This is a genomic window from Sphingomonas sp. Root710 (assembly GCF_001429065.1).
Taxonomy (GTDB): Bacteria; Pseudomonadota; Alphaproteobacteria; order Sphingomonadales; family Sphingomonadaceae; genus Rhizorhabdus.
Genome location: NZ_LMIB01000012.1, coordinates 159,528 through 176,209 on the forward strand (window position 1 = coordinate 159,528; position 16,682 = coordinate 176,209).

At 65.4% G+C, this 16,682-nt stretch carries 15 protein-coding genes, 1 tRNA gene and 1 pseudogene; 3 read left to right on the forward strand and 14 right to left on the reverse strand.

The window, feature by feature from the left end; all coding sequences use genetic code 11:
• Positions 1-34: 34 nt before the first annotated feature.
• Positions 35-454, reverse strand: a complete 420-nt coding sequence (locus ASE00_RS10605; RefSeq protein WP_056380037.1) for an endonuclease domain-containing protein — start codon at positions 452-454, stop codon at positions 35-37.
• 75 nt (positions 455-529) lie between these two features.
• Entirely contained in the window at positions 530-2,632 is a 2,103-nt protein-coding gene (locus ASE00_RS10610) for a putative bifunctional diguanylate cyclase/phosphodiesterase (protein WP_056380038.1), read from the reverse strand.
• A gap of 110 nt (positions 2,633-2,742) precedes the next feature.
• Between ASE00_RS10610 and moaA the strand changes: the two genes are divergently transcribed.
• The 3 genes from moaA to ASE00_RS10625 all read left to right on the forward strand — a co-directional run bounded on the left by moaA (position 2,743) and on the right by ASE00_RS10625 (position 4,735).
• Entirely contained in the window at positions 2,743-3,768 is a 1,026-nt protein-coding gene (gene moaA / locus ASE00_RS10615; protein WP_056380040.1) for a GTP 3',8-cyclase MoaA, read from the forward strand.
• On the forward strand, positions 3,765-4,538 hold the full coding sequence (locus tag ASE00_RS10620; RefSeq protein WP_056380042.1) for an NAD kinase: 774 nt from the start codon (positions 3,765-3,767) through the stop codon (positions 4,536-4,538). The genes moaA and ASE00_RS10620 overlap by 4 nt, the downstream gene beginning before the upstream one ends.
• A gap of 122 nt (positions 4,539-4,660) precedes the next feature.
• Positions 4,661-4,735: transfer RNA gene (locus ASE00_RS10625), tRNA-Asn, on the forward strand.
• A 257-nt stretch (positions 4,736-4,992) separates the two neighbouring features.
• Here the strand turns inward: ASE00_RS10625 and ASE00_RS10630 are convergent.
• From ASE00_RS10630 to ASE00_RS10685, 12 genes and pseudogenes are all read right to left on the reverse strand, one after another.
• Entirely contained in the window at positions 4,993-6,699 is a 1,707-nt protein-coding gene (locus ASE00_RS10630) for a recombinase family protein (protein WP_056380044.1), read from the reverse strand.
• Positions 6,696-7,139, reverse strand: coding sequence for a DUF2924 domain-containing protein (locus tag ASE00_RS10635; RefSeq protein ID WP_056380046.1), 444 nt, complete (start codon positions 7,137-7,139; stop codon positions 6,696-6,698). The genes ASE00_RS10630 and ASE00_RS10635 overlap by 4 nt, the downstream gene beginning before the upstream one ends.
• Before the next feature lies 1 nt (position 7,140).
• On the reverse strand, positions 7,141-7,659 hold the full coding sequence (locus tag ASE00_RS10640; protein WP_056380047.1) for a DUF3489 domain-containing protein: 519 nt from the start codon (positions 7,657-7,659) through the stop codon (positions 7,141-7,143).
• Positions 7,660-7,903: 244 nt separating this feature from the next.
• Positions 7,904-8,110, reverse strand: a pseudogene (locus tag ASE00_RS10645) (transposase); the annotation flags it as partial.
• Positions 8,111-8,384: 274 nt separating this feature from the next.
• On the reverse strand, positions 8,385-9,545 hold the full coding sequence (locus ASE00_RS10650; RefSeq protein ID WP_056380049.1) for an acyl-CoA dehydrogenase family protein: 1,161 nt from the start codon (positions 9,543-9,545) through the stop codon (positions 8,385-8,387).
• The gene (locus ASE00_RS10655) at positions 9,542-10,342 is read right to left on the reverse strand and encodes a citryl-CoA lyase (protein WP_056380053.1); all 801 of its coding nucleotides are present in this window, start codon (positions 10,340-10,342) and stop codon (positions 9,542-9,544) included. Before ASE00_RS10655 ends, ASE00_RS10650 begins: the two co-directional genes overlap by 4 nt.
• A complete protein-coding gene (locus tag ASE00_RS10660; RefSeq protein WP_056380056.1) occupies positions 10,335-11,477 on the reverse strand; it encodes an acyl-CoA dehydrogenase family protein in 1,143 nt (380 codons plus the stop codon). Before ASE00_RS10660 ends, ASE00_RS10655 begins: the two co-directional genes overlap by 8 nt.
• 9 nt (positions 11,478-11,486) lie before the next feature.
• Positions 11,487-11,909, reverse strand: coding sequence for a PaaI family thioesterase (locus ASE00_RS10665; protein ID WP_056380058.1), 423 nt, complete (start codon positions 11,907-11,909; stop codon positions 11,487-11,489).
• On the reverse strand, positions 11,909-12,373 hold the full coding sequence (locus tag ASE00_RS10670; protein ID WP_056380060.1) for a MaoC/PaaZ C-terminal domain-containing protein: 465 nt from the start codon (positions 12,371-12,373) through the stop codon (positions 11,909-11,911). Before ASE00_RS10670 ends, ASE00_RS10665 begins: the two co-directional genes overlap by 1 nt.
• Positions 12,370-14,082: an AMP-binding protein gene (locus tag ASE00_RS10675; RefSeq protein WP_162256437.1), complete on the reverse strand. Its 1,713-nt coding sequence runs from the start codon at positions 14,080-14,082 to the stop codon at positions 12,370-12,372. The genes ASE00_RS10670 and ASE00_RS10675 overlap by 4 nt, the downstream gene beginning before the upstream one ends.
• A gap of 7 nt (positions 14,083-14,089) precedes the next feature.
• Positions 14,090-15,547 (reverse strand): aldehyde dehydrogenase family protein, encoded by a 1,458-nt coding sequence (locus tag ASE00_RS10680; protein WP_056381567.1) that lies wholly within the window; start codon positions 15,545-15,547, stop codon positions 14,090-14,092.
• A gap of 7 nt (positions 15,548-15,554) precedes the next feature.
• Positions 15,555-16,676 (reverse strand): iron-containing alcohol dehydrogenase, encoded by a 1,122-nt coding sequence (locus ASE00_RS10685; RefSeq protein ID WP_056380064.1) that lies wholly within the window; start codon positions 16,674-16,676, stop codon positions 15,555-15,557.
• Positions 16,677-16,682: the final 6 nt, after the last annotated feature.

A 16,682-nucleotide genomic window follows, 5' to 3' on the forward strand; every position in this document is an offset into this window, starting at 1 on the left:
CTAAACGCGCCAACCCACCCCCTGCCCCTCCCTTTCAGGGAGGGGAGTTTCTAGTGCGCGGTGTCCTTATTCTCCCCTCCCTGGAAGGGAGGGGTTGGGGGTGGGTACCGCCGAGGCACTCGGCGGTCTTCGCCAAGATCATCTCAACAGCACCATCTGGATTTTCGAGCACTTCGCCATTCCAAAAACGGATCACGCACCAGCCGGTCTGTTCAAGGTAGTCGGTCCGCGCCCGATCATAGGCGACAGCGTCGATATGCTGACTGCCGTCGAACTCGATAGCGAGCTTCGCGGTTCGGCATGCCAAATCAAGGATATATGGCCCGACGACCAATTGCCGCGTGAAGCGTGGTCGATAGATCGAGATGCGCCGCCAGATCAAACGCTCAGCCTCGGTTACGCCGTTACGGAGCGCACGGGCGTTGGCGGTCATGTGCTCTGGCACTCTTGTCATGGGCGAGAAGTTATCGAGGCGTGCTGCACACGCCAACCCACCCCCTACCCCTCCCTTTCAGGAAGGGGAGATAGGTCAGACCAGCGGCTCTTCTGTCGCAGGCATCAGCGCCCGGTTCTCGATCAACATCGCTTCGAGGGTAGCGCTGTCGACGGGGGGCGAGCAAAGATAGCCCTGATAGAAATTACAGCCTTCGCGGGCGAGCAGCGAAAGTTGGGCCTTGGTCTCGACCCCCTCGGTGATCACGGCGAGGCCGAGCGAGCGGGCCATGTCGATCACCGCGCGCACCACGATCCGGTCGCGGGTCGACCCGGTGATATCCTCGGCCAGGGTCTTGTCGATCTTGAGATAGTCGAGTGGCAACGCCTTCAGATAGGCGAGGCTCGAATAACCGGTACCGAAATCGTCGATCGCCACCCGCAACCCGGCGCGGCGCAGCTGGTCCAGTAGTTCGGCGGCGCCGGCCAGATCGGCGATCAGGCCGCTTTCGGTGACCTCGACGGTCAACCGGTCGCGCGGGAAGCCGGCCTCGTCGATCCTGCCGAGAAAGTCCTCGACGAAATTGGGCCGGGCGATGTCCGCCGACGTGACGTTGACCGACACGCGCAACTTCCCCATCCGCTCGGGCCAGGCCGCGGCAAGGCGTAGCGCGCGCGACTGGATATGGCTCGACAACTGGACGACGAAATCGGAACGCGCGGCGGTCGCGAACAGCGGCACCGCGCCCAGTTCGCCCAGTAAAGGGTGCCGCCAGCGCGCCAGCGCCTCCACCCCCATGATCACGCCGCTGGCGATATCGACCTGCGGCTGGAACAGGATGTCGATCTGGTCATCGTCGAGCGCGCGGCGCAGGTCGATCTCCAGCTGGTTGCGGCGGTGCGCCTCGGCTTCGCTGTCGGCGTCGAGCGCACGCACCATGCCGGCATCGCCATGCTTGGCGGCGGCGAGCGCCGCGGCTGCGCGCTGGAACAGCGTGCCCGCATCGCGGCGGCCATCGGGATCGACCGCAGCGATGCCGACGCGGCAGGACAAGGGGATGAGCGATTCGCCCGACACGAAAGGCCAGGCCACGCTTTCGACGAGACGGTTGGCGATCAGTTCGGCGCTGTCGGCGCTGACCGGGGGGCCGAGCGCGATCGCGAATTCGGAGCCCGCGGTGCGCGCGATCATCGCATTGCCGACGCCGATCCGTGCGATCACCCGCTCGATCCGCCGCGCGACGCCCTGCAGCACCGCGTCGCCGGTCGCGCGGCCGAAGGCGGCGTTGACGAGACCGAAGCGCATCACGCCGAGCATCAGCAAGGCGCAGCGCGGCTCGTCGGCGGTCTCATCGGCCAGCCGCTCCTCCACCCAGGCGCGGATACGGTCTGCCGACGGCAGGCCGGTGAGCATGTCGTCACTCTCGCGCTCCGCGCCGTCCGGGCGGGTCGCCTCGATCCAGGCGACCACCGCGCCCCGGGTGTCGTCGAAGGAGATGTGATGCGCCAGTTTGTCGCCATAGAGCGGAGCGCCATGCGCGAAGGCGGTGCCCCGGCCGCTGACCAGCAATCGATCGATCGCCTCGCGCGCCAGCCGCCGGCTCGGCTGGTCCATCAGCCGGATCAGCCGGGTCGCGGGCACCATATCGCCATGGATGCCGATACGTTCGGCAAAGGCCGGGCTGATCCGCACCATCCGGTCGCCCGGCTTCCAGATCCACGCCTCGGACTCGGCTAGCCGCAGCGCCGCGCGGTCAGAGGCCGCCCGGCCGCTGCCGACGACGCGCTCGACGAGCCGGTTCGCCAGGCGCAGCGCGATTGCCAGTTCTGCCTCCATAAGAGGCGCCATGAGATAATGGGTGATGCCGGCGTCGTAGAACCGCTCCAGCGCCGCGTGGTCCTCGACGATCGCCACCAGCGCCGAGCCCACCGAACTGGCGGCGGAGGCGAGCCCTTTGCACGCCGCAATAGCCTCCTCGGTCGCATCGCGGCCATCGACCAGCGCGACCGCCGCCCCCGAGGCGATGAAGCGCCGGGTGACGGCATCGGCGCGCCGCGCGGCGATGACCTGGCAACCGGCCCGTTCGACCATCTCGGCCAGCGTATCGCGGTGATGGAAGGACAGCAGGAAAAGCGGGAGCCTGGACGGGGCCGCGCCGCGTCTGACAGCTGCTTCGCTCACGCTCTTGCCCCGGGTCATCGCAGGTGTGTTATCCTATCGGCACGGTCAGGCCAATCGCAAAGCACCCGCGGAGGCGATCTTTAGCGGCTGCGCTATGCTTGGCCCAAGCGGCCTGCTAAGACAGGACGATGGCGCAGATGAAACCGATGCCGACGACCGGAGCAGGGCCGCTTGCCGACAGTTTCGGCCGGCGCATCTCCTATCTGCGCCTGTCGGTCACCGACCGGTGCGATTTCCGCTGCCGCTATTGCATGTCCGAGCGGATGCAGTTTCTGCCCAAGCGCGAGATATTGACGCTGGAAGAGCTAGCGGCGCTCGCCGACGCGTTCATCGCGCGCGGGATCAGGCGAATCCGGCTGACCGGCGGCGAACCCCTGGTGCGGCGCGGAATCGAGGATCTGGTCCGCACGATCGGCCGGCGGATCGGCGACGGTCTCGACGAACTCACCATCACCACCAATGGCAGCCAGTTGCGCCGCCAGGCCGGAGCACTGGCCGATGCGGGGGTGCGGCGGATCAATGTCAGCCTCGACAGCCTCGATCCCGAGCGCTTCGGCTTCATCACCCGCGGCGGCGACCTGCCGGTCGTGCTCGACGGCATCGCCGCAGCGCGCGAGGCGGGGATCGCGGTCAAGATCAACATGGTCGCGCTCAAGGACCTCAACGAGGCCGAGATCGTGCCGATGTTGCGCTGGTGCGCGGCCGAAGGCCATGACCTGACCCTGATCGAGACGATGCCGCTGGGCGAGATCGAGGACGACCGCACCGACCGCTACCTGCCGCTTGACGGCGTGCGCCGTGACCTCGAACAACAATTCACGCTGAGCCCGCTCAATTATCGCACCGGCGGCCCGGCGCGCTATTTCCTGGTGGAGGAACTCGATGCGCGGCTCGGCCTGATCACACCGCTGACGAACAATTTCTGCGACGGCTGCAACCGCGTCCGGGTCACAGCGACCGGGCAGATCTACATGTGCCTGGGCCATGAGGACCGGCTCGACCTGCGCCGCGCACTGCGCGAGGGCGCTCCAGGGGAGATCGACGCGCTGCTCGACCGGGCGATGCGGATGAAGCCCGAGCGCCACGCCTTTCGCATCGACGCGCCGGGTGCGGCGCCGGCGGTGTCGCGGCACATGAGCGTTACTGGCGGATGACCGAAAAGCGGATGGCGCTCGTCGCCTCGCCGACCGACGCCGCCCAGGCCGCGGTCGCCGAGCTGCGCAGGCTCTATGAATGGCATCCGGTCGAACAGGCCGACCTGATCGTCGCGCTGGGCGGCGACGGCTTCATGCTGCGCACCCTGCACGCGATGCTCGACCGGCATCGGATATTGCCGGTGTTCGGGATGAACCTCGGCACGGTCGGCTTTCTGATGAACGACTGGCGGCCCGACCTGCTCGAGCTGCGGCTCCAGCACGCCAAGGCGATCACCGTGCTGCCGCTGCGGATGGACGCGACGACGGTGGACGGCGAGCGGCTGACCATGCCCGCGATCAACGAGATATCGCTGCTGCGCGAAACCCGCGAGACCGCCAAGATCGAGGTGCTGGTCGACGGCCGCGTGGTCCTGCCCGAACTGGTGTGCGACGGGGTGCTGGTGGCGAGCCCGGCGGGGTCCACGGCCTACAACCTGTCGGCGCAAGGGCCGATCCTGCCGCTCGAATCGTCGCTGCTCGCGCTCACGCCGATCAGCCCGTTCCGGCCCCGGCGCTGGCGCGGGGCCATATTGCCCAACAAGAATGCGATCTCGTTCCGTGTGCTCGACGCGGTGAAGCGCCCGGTCTCCGCCGTCGCCGACCAGCGCGAAGTCCGCGACGTGGCGCATATCAGCGTCGGCATCGACCGCACCAGCCCGCTGACGCTGATGTTCGACCCCGAACATGCGCTGGACGACCGCATCACCATGGAACAATTCGCGTCCTGAAGCCCGGAAAACCGGCGATCGGACAGCGGCTTTAACCATATCCTCATCTTCTGTTCCTAAGGGCTTGCAACGCGCAAGAAGGCGCTGCTATAGGCGCGCCTCGCCTTAGGGCGTTGAAATGATCCCCGGTAGCTCAGCGGTAGAGCATCCGACTGTTAATCGGACGGCCGCCTGTTCGAATCAGGCCCGGGGAGCCATTTCTTTCACCGCCAAAGGCGGCATATGAGACTTCCCCGATATCGGCAGAAAATGCCCCACTTTCCGTGGGTTTGCGCGTCGCGATCTCACGCCCTCAGCTCCAGAGACCGATTTGACCGATAGCCATGGTCGCAAATGGCTCAAAGTCTCCGAGGGCCAGTTTGGTGACACTGGGAATAGATGGTGGCGTCAGCAGGACGACCAACAAAAAAGGGCGGCGCCGGAGCGCCGCCCATTGGCTTATGGCGACTGGAGGTCAGCCGAAGCCAAGCATAAGCTTTTGCTGCTTCCAGTCCATCGGCAGATCGGAGCTCCGCATCAGCTTGCGGACGGACAGACCGGTAGGCTGCGATCCTTCCAGGATCGCCGTTATGATCTCCGGCGCCAGGAAAGCGAAGCGCGCGATGCGCGCGAGATGGTTGCGGGCATGATAGTCCAGCTTCGGATCGACCGTCGGCGGCTTGCCATCGAGACCGAGCTGTCGCTTCGCCTGGTGCGCCTTCGCGATCAACTCGACCAGTTTGGCATCGCGCCGGCTTGGCGATGCAGCAGCATCGAATTGAATAGTTAGCTTCACATCAGTGCCACGCCGAACCAGCAGGGTCGGGATGCTGAGTGCGATGGGAGTATGATCAGCATCGAACCTGTCGATGCCGAGGCGCTTGCCCAGTTGGCTATGAGCAATCTGCGCCTCGATGCGATCTGCGTCGACGATCACCGTCAGATCCAGGTCGAGCAGCAGGGCTCGCTGGTCAGATGGTGACATGGTCGGGATGGTTCGATGCAGCAACGCAGCCGAGCGGAGCAGATCTGCGGTCTCATAACCTTCGCGATCATGCTGGGGGTAGAGCAGTATAAGCTGTGAGGACGCACCGAGTAGCCGTTCGATGCTCTCGATGACCGCCTTCTCGACGTCGCGTGCGGCGATGCGGATTGGGCGCGCATGCGGCCCCTCGCCTTCATCGACCGAATTATAATAGCGGTAGCGGACATCCCCTCGGCTGGCATGGCTTGGGGTCATCCTCCGCCCCTCCCCATCGCGAATCATGCCAGCGAGCAGGCTGACCCCGGCGACATTGGTCTGATGCTGGCGTTCGATCCGGTTCGATGCCATTTTGGCCTGGACGGCATCCCAGAGGTCGTCATCGACGATCGCGTCATGCTCGCCGGGATGGGCTTCGCCTTTGTGAGCCACCACCCCGCGATAGAGGGGGTTGCTGAGGATATGATAAAGCGCGCCCGCCGTGATGGGCTTGCCGCCCCAGATCTTCCCTTCTTCGTTGCGATGAACCTTCGAGGTGATGCCCTTGGCTCTTAACTCGGCGACCAAGTCATAAACGCTACCCAGCTCGACATAGCGGCGCATGATCAAGCGCACCGTGTCGGCTTCGGCCTCGTTTACGACCAGCTTACGGTCGCGGATGTCGTAGCCGAGCGGGCAGTTGCCACCCATCCACATGCCTTTGCGCTTTGAGGCCGCAACCTTGTCCCGGACGCGCTCAGAAATGACCTCACGCTCGAACTGGGCGAAGCTCAGCAGCACGTTTAGGGTCAACCGCCCCATGCTGGTCGTCGTATTGAAGGCCTGGGTGATGCTGACGAAGCTGGCGCCTGCTTCATCGAGCACGTCGATGATCTTGGCGAAATCGGAGAGGGCACGGGTCAGGCGGTCGACCTTGTAGACGACAATGACGTCGACTTTGCCCGCTTCGATATCGGCGAGGAGTTGCTTGAGGCCGGGGCGGTCCATGTTGCCACCGGTGAAGCCACCATCGTCATAATAGTCGGGCACCAGCGTCCAGCCCTCGTGACGTTGGCTCATGATATAGGCGGCACAGGCTTCGCGCTGGGCATCCAGGCTATTGAATTCCTGATCAAGCCCTTCCTCGGTCGACTTGCGCGTATAAATCGCGCAGCGGATCTTCTCCCGGCGCTGCGGCTCGGACGCCCTGCCCCGGCTCATGATGCCGCTCCAGCGCCGGTCTTTTTCAGGCCGAAGAAGCGCGGGCCCGACCAGTGAGCGCCGGTGATCTTGCGAGCGATCTCACTCAGCGACCCATAGCGCTGGTCCCGATAGAGATAGGAATCGTCGAGGATCATCACCCGGTGGGTGCTGCCACGCCATTCTCGCACCAGTTGGGTCCCGGGACGCAGCGTGGCCGAGGCCGACGCTTTGATCTCCTCGCCTTTCTCTATGTGCTTGATCATCGTGTCGATCTCGCGGGTGATCTTAGCAGGAAGTCCGCCCTTCCCTTTTTCCTGCAGCCGATGCGCAATAGCCAGGCCAAGCAGCTTATGCCCCGCGTGCGGTGCGGCGCTGCCGAACAGCTGCAGCCATTCGCCGCGCAGCTGCGCCGGCGACATCGTCGCCAGCGCAGCCAGTTTGTCGTCGAGGCGGCTCATGTCAGGCTGCAGCGCTGATCTGGTAGCGGGTCACGCCCTCGACCTTCTCGCTGGTCACCGCGTATCCCTTCTTGCGCAGCCCGGTGAGCGCCGCACGCGAGGTGTGCGCCAGCCAGCCGGTCAGCTCGACGATGTCGGTAAGCGTTGCTCCGCCGTTGCGCTTGAGGAGGTCGATCACCTGCGCCTGTTTGCTAGCCGGGCGCGAGGCCGCAGGGGTAACCGCTGACGCGCTGTCGACCGAGGCATCCTTATTGTTCTTCGTGCTCGGCGGATCGATGATAGCGCGTCCCGCATCGGTAACGGTGACGCCAATGACGAGATCGCCATCGCTTCGCCACGCTTGTGCGGCCGCCATGCCTTCCCGCTCGGCAGCGAATCCCTTCTTGATCAGAGCCTCGACGGCCTTGCGGATACGGGCAGCCTGCGCTCCCAGGCTCTCGGGAGGTGGGAGCAGGCTACCGTCCTCACGCTGGCAGGCGGTGGTCAGCAGTACGAGCTGCATGTCGGTGAGCTTGGTCATCTGAGTGGTCTCCTATGGACCGGCCCCAGTGCCGGTCCCACCACCCAGAGCCCCGCCAGTCGCCTGGTCGGAGCGTGCACCGGCTCAGATCAGCCAGGGCGATTCACATGCATACCAATGCTCGGCTTCGACTCGAAGTCGAGCGGATAGTGCGCATGCGGCGAACTATTCCGAATCCTTTAGAGCTGCAGCGATGATGGCAGCGAGCGTTTCCTCGGCTCGGGCGCGTAGTGCGGGGTCTTTCATAGCCGATGATCAGCATCCGCAGCATCAGCTCGGGATCGATCGAGGGCCGTCCTGTCTCGCTGTAGAACGGGCGCAACTGCTCGCGCACATCTGACAGGTCGACGAAGCGGTCGATCGAGCGCAGCAGGTGGTGGGCCGGAACGTGGCGCTCCAGGTTGAAGCTGTAGAACAGCGCCTCCTGCGGCACGGTGCGCTCGCCCATCATCGTCACATCTCCTGCCGACCGGCACGAGTGAATCAGACCGGCCCCGAGACTTCAAGGCCGCCTTTTTCAACACAATCGGGTGGAAAGCGGACTGACAGCTTTTGGGTTGCGAATCCGGCAAAGCCGCCCCTCAAAAGTCGAAGGGCCGCCCGCGCTAGATTTCCGTTCGCTCAGCCAAGGTCAGTGTGCTTCGCCACCAATCTTCCTTGGCCACCTGCCTTTTCAGACGCACCCGGTGCCCGGTGCCGATCGAGGAGGGTGACACCCCGGTCGCTCAGGCGCGATAGGCGCCCTCGGCTATCGCCTTGCCGATATTGTTGCGGTGGATCTCGGTGGTGCCATAGCCCACCGCCATCCCCCGGACGTCGCGATAATGCCGTTCGAACGAATATTCGGCAGACAGGCCATAGGCACCGGCGAGTTGCATCGCGACATCGGTTATCCGCATCGCCGCCTCGTTCGCGAAGGTCTTGGCGATCGAAACGTCGATATGATCGATGTTGCCCTCGTCGATCATCTGCGCGGCGCGATAGACGAGCGCCCGGGTGGCCTCCAGATCGATCGCCATATCCGCCAGCTTCCAGCGCAGACCCTGAAAGTCGCTGAGCAACTGCCCGAACTGGCGGCGGGACGCGACATAGTCGGCCGCCTCGTTCAGCGCCGCGGCCGCGACGCCGAGACAGATGGTGGGATTACCGGCGATGCGGTCGGCGTTGAACACGTTCAGGAGGTCACGCATGCCACCAGCCGGAAACAATATGTTTTCGGCTGGGATATGGCAGTCGTCGAAGAACAATGGGGCCATGCCGGTCGCGCGAAGCCCGATGAGGTCGAGATGCTGCCCGATGGTGAAACCGGGCGTGCCCCGCTCGATGAGAACGCCGCCGATGCCGGCCAGCCCCTTGGCATCGCTCAGCCGGACGAGAACGAGGAAGAGATCCGCCACCTGGGCGCACGAACACCACATTTTCGAACCGCTCAGTCTATAGCCGTCGCCGTCCGGCACGGCGCGCGATTTCATCGCGCCGAGGTCCGAGCCCGCCTCCGCCTCCGACATGCTCCAGGCCGAGAACAGTTCACCCGAAACGAAACGCGGCAGATAGCGGCGCTTCTGCTCCTCTGTCCCCAGATGAAGGATCGCGCGCGGCGTCGCGCCGTCGGTCACGCTCATCAATATCGCGGTGTTGGCGCAGGAGCGCGCAATCTGCTCATACATCAGCGCATTTTCGAGAACGCCAAGGCCTAGCCCGCCATATTCCTCCGGCACGAAGGTCCCGGTGAAGCCGAGGTCGGCGAGCGTCCTGATATTCTCGATCGGGGGTTGCAGCTTGCGATCCGCCTCCCCTGCCAGCTCGAGAAAATTATTCTCCGCGATCTGTCGCACGGTGTCGCGCAACATCAGCTGGTCGTCGGTCAACCGCGGGGAGGCGCTCATGCACCGCGCTCCATCTGCTGATCGGCCAACGCCACCGAGCGGGCGATTTCTTCTTCGGTCCGCATCCAGATCTGCTTCGCGATCGGCGTGCGCAATTCCTCGGCGATATGGCCTACCAGGCCGACCGCGCGGCCGATCACCGCCAGCCCCCGACACAGTCGCCAGTCCAAGCCGAGCTCGCAACATAGCGCGCCGATCGCCCCGGTCGCGTTGACCGGCATCGATTTGCCGGTACGCGCCTCGGCCGCTGTCGCGATGGCCTCGATCAACGCGACATAGCGGCCATTATATCCCTGTTTCTCGGCGATCGAGAAAAGCACCGGGGTACGCGGGTCGATCGGTTTGTGAAGATTATGGCCGATGCCGAAAATGGGGCGCTTGGCGCCGAGCTCGCGATCGACGACGCGCCTGGCGATGATCTCGAGATCCTCGTCCGCCGGCGCATCCTTCAGCGCTGCATAGAGCATCTTCGCGGCGCCCTCGGCCGTCCCGGCGAACGCGGTGCCCATGCCGAGCAGGCCCGCGGCAACCGCGCCCTGCAAAGCTTCGGGCGCGCCAAGATAGGTCAGGCGGGTTGCGATCGCCATCGGGGTCGCGCCATGCTCGACGAGCGTGAGCAGCATCGCTTCCAGCAGCGCGGTCTGCTCGGGCGTCGGCAACGCACCCGTCAGCTCCAGCCAGGTCATCTCCGCAAAGCCGATCTTGCCGAGAAGATCAGTGCACAAATCCCTGCCCTGCACCCAGATCTTGTCTGGCACGCTTGCGCCCATGCGCGAAATCATCGGCTTGCTACTCATAGAGATCATAAACCTTCCGTGCGATTGAGACGCGCATCACTTCCGCAGCGCCCTCGGTAATCATGAACGAGCGCTGCTCGCGCCACATGCGCTCGATCGGCATCTCGGTGGTCAGGCCCATACCGCCATGGATCTGCATGCATCGATCGACCGCTCGAAAGCCCATTTCGGTCGCCTGGCTCTTCGCGATCCAGGACTTCAGCCGCACATCGCGGCCGAGTTCGAGATCGTTCGCGGCATCCCTGACCAGCAAGCGCGCCTGCTGAAGCTCGGCATAGGTGTCCGCGAGCATGAACTGCACCGCTTGCCGGCTTGCCAGCAGCGCGCCGAACGTCTTTCGCTGCCGGCTATAAGAAGTGCCGAGTTCGAGGCACCGCTCCGCCACGCCCAGCGACCGGGCGCCGTGGCGCAAGATGCGCCCTTCGGTGATCCAGCGCTGCGCGAGCGCCATCCCGTCACCTTCCGCGCCCACCAGATTTTCGACGGGTATCCGCACATCCTGCAGCGTGACCTCGCACGGTCGGTCGCCCATCATCGTGTCGTAGTCGGCGGTGACCGACACGCCCGGCGTGCGCATGTCGAGCAGGAAACAACTCAGGCCGCGCAGGCCCTTCGATGGATCGGTATAGGCGATCAGCTGGGCGATATCGGCTTTGCGCGCGCCAGTGATGAACCGCTTCACGCCATTGACCACATAATGATCGCCCTTGCGGACCGCGCGGGTTCTCATCGCTCCCGGATCGGATCCCGCATCGGCCTCGGTAATCGCGAAGCACGGGGTCATCTTGCCCCGGATCACCGGCATCAGATATTGTTCGCGCTGCTGGCCTTCGAGACCAAGCAGGATCGGGCCGACGAGCGACCGAAAGATATAGGTGTCGCGCGAAGGCACGGCCACGGTGCGCGAAAGCTCCTCCCAGAAGAGGCTCATGCCCAACGGGCCCAGCCCCTGGCCACCCAGCTCCACCGGTACATCGAGCATCCACAGCCCGGCGGCCTGTGCCTTTTCACGCAGGGCGTCCCGCGTCACGTCATCGAGTTCGCCGCGCGGCTCGAGCGGAATCAGCTCGTTGTCCACGAAGCGGCGCATCATGTTCTGGAAGAGCTGGAGCTCCTCGGGAAGATCGAAATCCATGCGGCGCGCTCAGGACGGACGTTCGACGGGCGGATTGCGGAACACCGCGGTGCCGGTCATCAGGGTGCGGCCGTCGGCGATCAGGCGGCCGCTGGCCCATGTCATGGTCTTGCTCGATCCGTCGACCTGCGCCTGACCGATGACGAGCGCCCCCTCGGGCGCGGCAGCCATCATGTTGCAGTTGAGCTGGATGGTGATGGGATGACGACCGCTCTCGCTCTTCAGGAAGGCTTCGACGCCCATGCCGAGCGTGATGTCGAGCAGCGTCATCAGCACGCCGCCATGGGTTGTCCCGTTCGGGTTGAGATGATGCGGTGCCACGCGCAGCGACGTCTCGACTCCGTCCGCCGTCCGCCGCCGTCCGATCCCGCCTACATGGCCGATAAAGCTCGCATGCTGGCCAACATCCTCGAAATCATTTTCGTCGCTCATCACCCCTCCCCCTCATAGGCGATACAAATCCATTCGCAGACCGCGGCGGGCCGCTCGCTGCCTTCCAGTTCGAGCGTGCAGCCGAACCGGAGGCGTGTGCCGGCCTTCGCGGGTTCGAGTTCGAGCAGCTTCAAACGCAGGCGCAGGCGCGACCCCGCAGCCACCACCGCGGTGAAGCGCACGCGGTCCACCCCATAGTTCATCCACCGGCTGGCATTGCGCACCGCATAGCATTGGCCGGACAGCCCGGTGACGAGCGACAGGATGAAAAAGCCATGCGCGATCGAACTGCCGAACGGCGTCTCGCGCCGTGCGCGATCGGCATCCATATGAACCCAATGGGTGTCGCCGGTGACTTTACCGAAGGAAGCGATCGCTTCTTCGTCGAGCAACACCCAATCGCTGACGCCCAGTTCCTCACCCACATGCGGCGCCAGTTCGGCCACGTGATCGACGGCAATCATAGCTGTACCTCTTCCTCGTAAAGCGCGGCCACTTCACCGGTGCGACGGGCCAGCAATGTCTTTCGGTTGATCTCGCCCTTGGGCGTCAGTTCGCCAGCGTCGACGCTGGGCGCTGTGGCCAGCGCGGCGAATTGCACGACCCGCATCGTCTGACCGGAATTCTCGCTGTTATGGGCGGCGAACAGCGCTTCCAGGTTGAGGTCTCCATCCACCCAGCAGAGCGCCGCGACCCCAGGCTTGTCCGCGCCGACGATCACCACGTCGCGCAGGGCCCCGCCGGCGCGGCGCAACAGCGCCATGCGGAGAGCGCTGGCATTGACCCAGCTGCCATTGGCGAGCTTGAAATCATCGAGCAGCCGGCCGTCGAACAGGAGGCCTTGCTCGGGACGATCGGGATTGACCATCTTCCCCGCGTCGCCGGAGCGGTAGAAACCCTCCGCATCGAAAGCGTTGCCGGACAGATCGGGGCGGCCCCAGTAACCCGTCATCACACTACGGCTGCGCACGCGCAGCTCCAGCTTCTCGCCATAGGGCACCAACCTGATCTCGGTGCCCGGGAGCGGCGTTCCTATCCAGCCCGGCCGGACGTCGGCCTGATGCACCATGGTTGCGCCGGGCCCCGTCTCGGTCGCGCCCCAGCCGGTGACGATCGGCACCGGATACCCCCGCACCGACGCGGACGCACGCGACAGCCGGCCGAACAGGTCGGACGACATCGCCGCTCCTGCGGAGAACATCACATCCATCCGGCCGAAAAAGGCCTGGCGGAAATCGGCATCGGTTTCGATCGCGGGCAACAGCGCCGCCCATCCGGCCGGGACGGCGCCGTGGATAGTCGGCCTGAACGTCCGCAAAGCCTTCAGCGAGACCGCGAGCTTATCGGGCTTTCCGCCCGACGGATCGATATGCAGCGCGCCGCCCTGCGACAATGTGAGGTTGACGTTGTGGCTGCCCCCGAAGGCATGGTTCCACGGCAGCCAGTCGACCAGCACCGGCTTGCTGCGCTCGACGAAGGGCCAGACGTCGATCGTCGCCTGCATATTTTCGGTCATCAGCGCATGGCTATAGGGAACCGCCTTCGGCGTGCCCGTAGAGCCCGATGTCAGGAGCAGCTTGGCCGGGGCATCCGGATCGAGGTCCGCGATATCGGGCTCATGCGCCGACGCCCCCCGGTCGGCGAGCAGCGCGAGCGCCGCCCGGCCCTCCAGCAGCAGGCCAAAACCCGCGACAAGCGGGGCTGCCTGAACGCTGTCGCAATAGACCGCGGCGGGTTGGACCGTCTCGAAAACGCCTGCCAGCTTTGCCGCATTCGCCCGGGGTGCGGCATATTGCGTCGCGATGGGCACATAGATGATCCCGGCCCGCATCGCCGCGAGCGCCATTCGCATATGATCGACGCCGTTCGCGGCGATCACCGCCAGCCGATCGCCGGGACGAAGGCCCGAGGCGAGCAGACCTGCGCCGATCCGTCCCGCGTCACGCCACGCGTCGCCATAGCTCAGCGCCCGGCGCCCGCCCGCCACATCGTCGGCTTCGGTGACGAAGGGCGCCTCGGGCGTTTCCGCCGCCCAGCGCGCAAGCCAGTGCAACGTGGTCGGGACACGTGGCGATCGCGCAATGCGGGACGACAGGAGAACCTCGCCACCCGGCAATATCCGCGCCTCGACATCGGGCTGGGCGAACATGCCCGCGCGCCAGTCCGAGGTCATGATCGCATCAGTGGTGGGATGCGGCATTGTGTTCGGCCAGCGAATCCATGTCGATCACGCGGCCGGACTGGCGGATAAGCGCCTTCTTGCGGAAAAACCGCAAGAGGCTGTTCGGCCCCATGCGCGATCCGCCCATTCCCGAGATCCCGAAGGACGTCTTTTCGACGTCGCGCATGATGAAGATGGTAAGCGACGTATCCTGGATGCTGATCGCGCCGGCGTTCATCCGCTCGGCAATCCGCTCCGCTTCTTCCGCGCTGCCGGCGATCACCGCGCCGGACAGGCCGAAATCGCTGTCATTGGCGAGCGCGATCGCTTCGGCTTCGCTGTCATAGGGCATGACCGGAAGCACCGGCCCAAAGGTCTCCTCCCGCATCAGGCGCATGCTGTGATCGACGCCGGTCACCACGGTCGCGGGCATGTAGCGGCCACCGCCCAGCGTCTGGCTCGGGCCGCCCACTTCCACCGTCGCGCCGGCCTGAACGGCCTCTTCGAGCTGCGCATCGACGATGTCCGCCTGGCGGGCGAGGATATAGGGGCCGATATGTCCGTGCTCGATATCGGGATAGGACAGCGCGACCCTGCTCGCCTGGCTTTTCAACTCTTCCACGAAAGGCTCGTATATCTCGCGTGCGACATAGGCGCGCTCGGTCGCGAAACACATCTGGCCGCTATTATGGACCGCGCCCTTCAGCACGGCGGCGGCGGCCTGCTGAATATCGGCGGTGCCGGTGACGATCACGGCGTCCTTGCCCCCCAGTTCGAGGAAAGACGGGATGAAGCGGCGGGCGCAGGCTTCGGCCACCTTGCGGCCGGTGGGGACGCTCCCGGTGAAGCACAGCGCGTCGACTTCCTCGATCATCGCCTGGCCGGTGGCGCCATCGCCGACGATATAGCGCAGCACGGCCGCGAGTTCGGGCACGGTGGCGATGGTTTCGCTGACCGGCCCGGCGAAACGCGGCGCGACCTCGCTGGGCTTCACGAGCAGCGCGCAGCCGGCGAGCAGGGCCGGAACGCCGTCGAGCATCGAAAGCAGGAATGGATGATTCCAGGGGCTGATGACCCCAACCAGGGGATAAGGCACCAGCTGCGTGCGATAGCTGATCGACGGCATGACCGTGGACGTGCCCTCGTAGAGCGTCCGGGCAACGATCTCGGGGGCCTGGTTGCACCAGCCCCGGATCGAGCCGGCGACGATGAACGGCACCTCACGCGCGACGCGACGGCGGCCGGTATCCCGGATCTCCGCCGCCGTGATCTTGGCGGCATTCGCTTCGATGGCATCCGCCCAGCGGCGCATCACGGCGATCCGCCCGTCGAGCCCCAGCGCCGCCCAGCTCGCCTGACCTTCGCGGAGCTCCCGCGCGGCCTGGGCGACCTCCGCAGACGTAGCGGGCACGATCTCGCCGTCCTTCTCGCCGGTGCGCGGATCGAACAGGGGAATTGCATTTGAAATCGACGACATGATCACCTCAATTGAACGCTGCGCGGGCCATCGCGGTGTAGTCTTCGGCCGACCCGGCACGCGCCGCGCTATGATTGAAGGGTGTCGCCGCCGCGACGACCCCGGCGCGCTCCAGGCTGTCTTCCGGCACGCCCATCGCGGCCAGACCGGCGGGAAGCCCTATGCGCCGGTTGAGATCCGCCAGCGTCGCCGGGATCGCATCCCCGTCGCACCGTAGCGCCGCCGCCAGCCGCGTGCGGCGCTCGTCCGACACCGCGGGCAGCACGAAGCGAAGCGCCTCGGGCATCAGCACGCCGACGAGCGTGCCGTGATGGAGGCCAAGATCATCGAATGGCATGGACAGCGCATGGGCCGCGCCGAGCCCCTTCCACATGCTCATCGCAGCCTCGAGAGTGCCCATCATCAGCTCGAAGCGCGCCTCGCCATCCTCCGCGTCGAGCACGGCACGCGGCAGGCAATCGACCAGCCGCGCGATCGCATCGAGCGCGATTGCATCGGCCGGCGGATTGAAGGCCGGGGAAAGATACGCCTCGATGGCGTGGCCCAGCGCGTCGATGCCCGATCCTGCCTTCAGCCGCGCGGGAGCGCTCTTCGTCAGATCAGGATCGCAGATCGCCACGCGCGGGATCAGGTGATGGCTGAGGAACACGCCCTTCTCGCCATCCGCCAGCGTCAGGCCAGCGCCGCGTCCGATCTCGGTCCCCGTACCCGAAATGGTGGGAACGGCGATAATCGGCGCGATCGGGCCGATGCGATCCAGCCCTCCCCGCCGGGCGAGAAGCTCGGTGATCGGCACATCATGCGTCAGCATCAGGGCGGCACCCTTCGCGCAATCGATGACCGATCCGCCGCCGACCGCGAGAAAGCCATCGCAATTCTGTTCACGGTACAGCGCGAGCAGCGCTTCGGACGCGGCCACCGTCGGGTTGGGCGGCACGTCGCGAAATTGCGGCCAGTCCGCCCCTTGCGCGGTCGCGGACAGAACGAGGTCGAGCACGCCTGCTCCGGCGACGCCATGATCCGTGACGACCATCGGCCGCTTCAAGCCCAGGCGTCCCGCCTCCGCATCGATGAGCTTTCGAGAACCTGACTCGATCTGAATACGCGCGAAATACTGAATCAGGGCCATTAGATC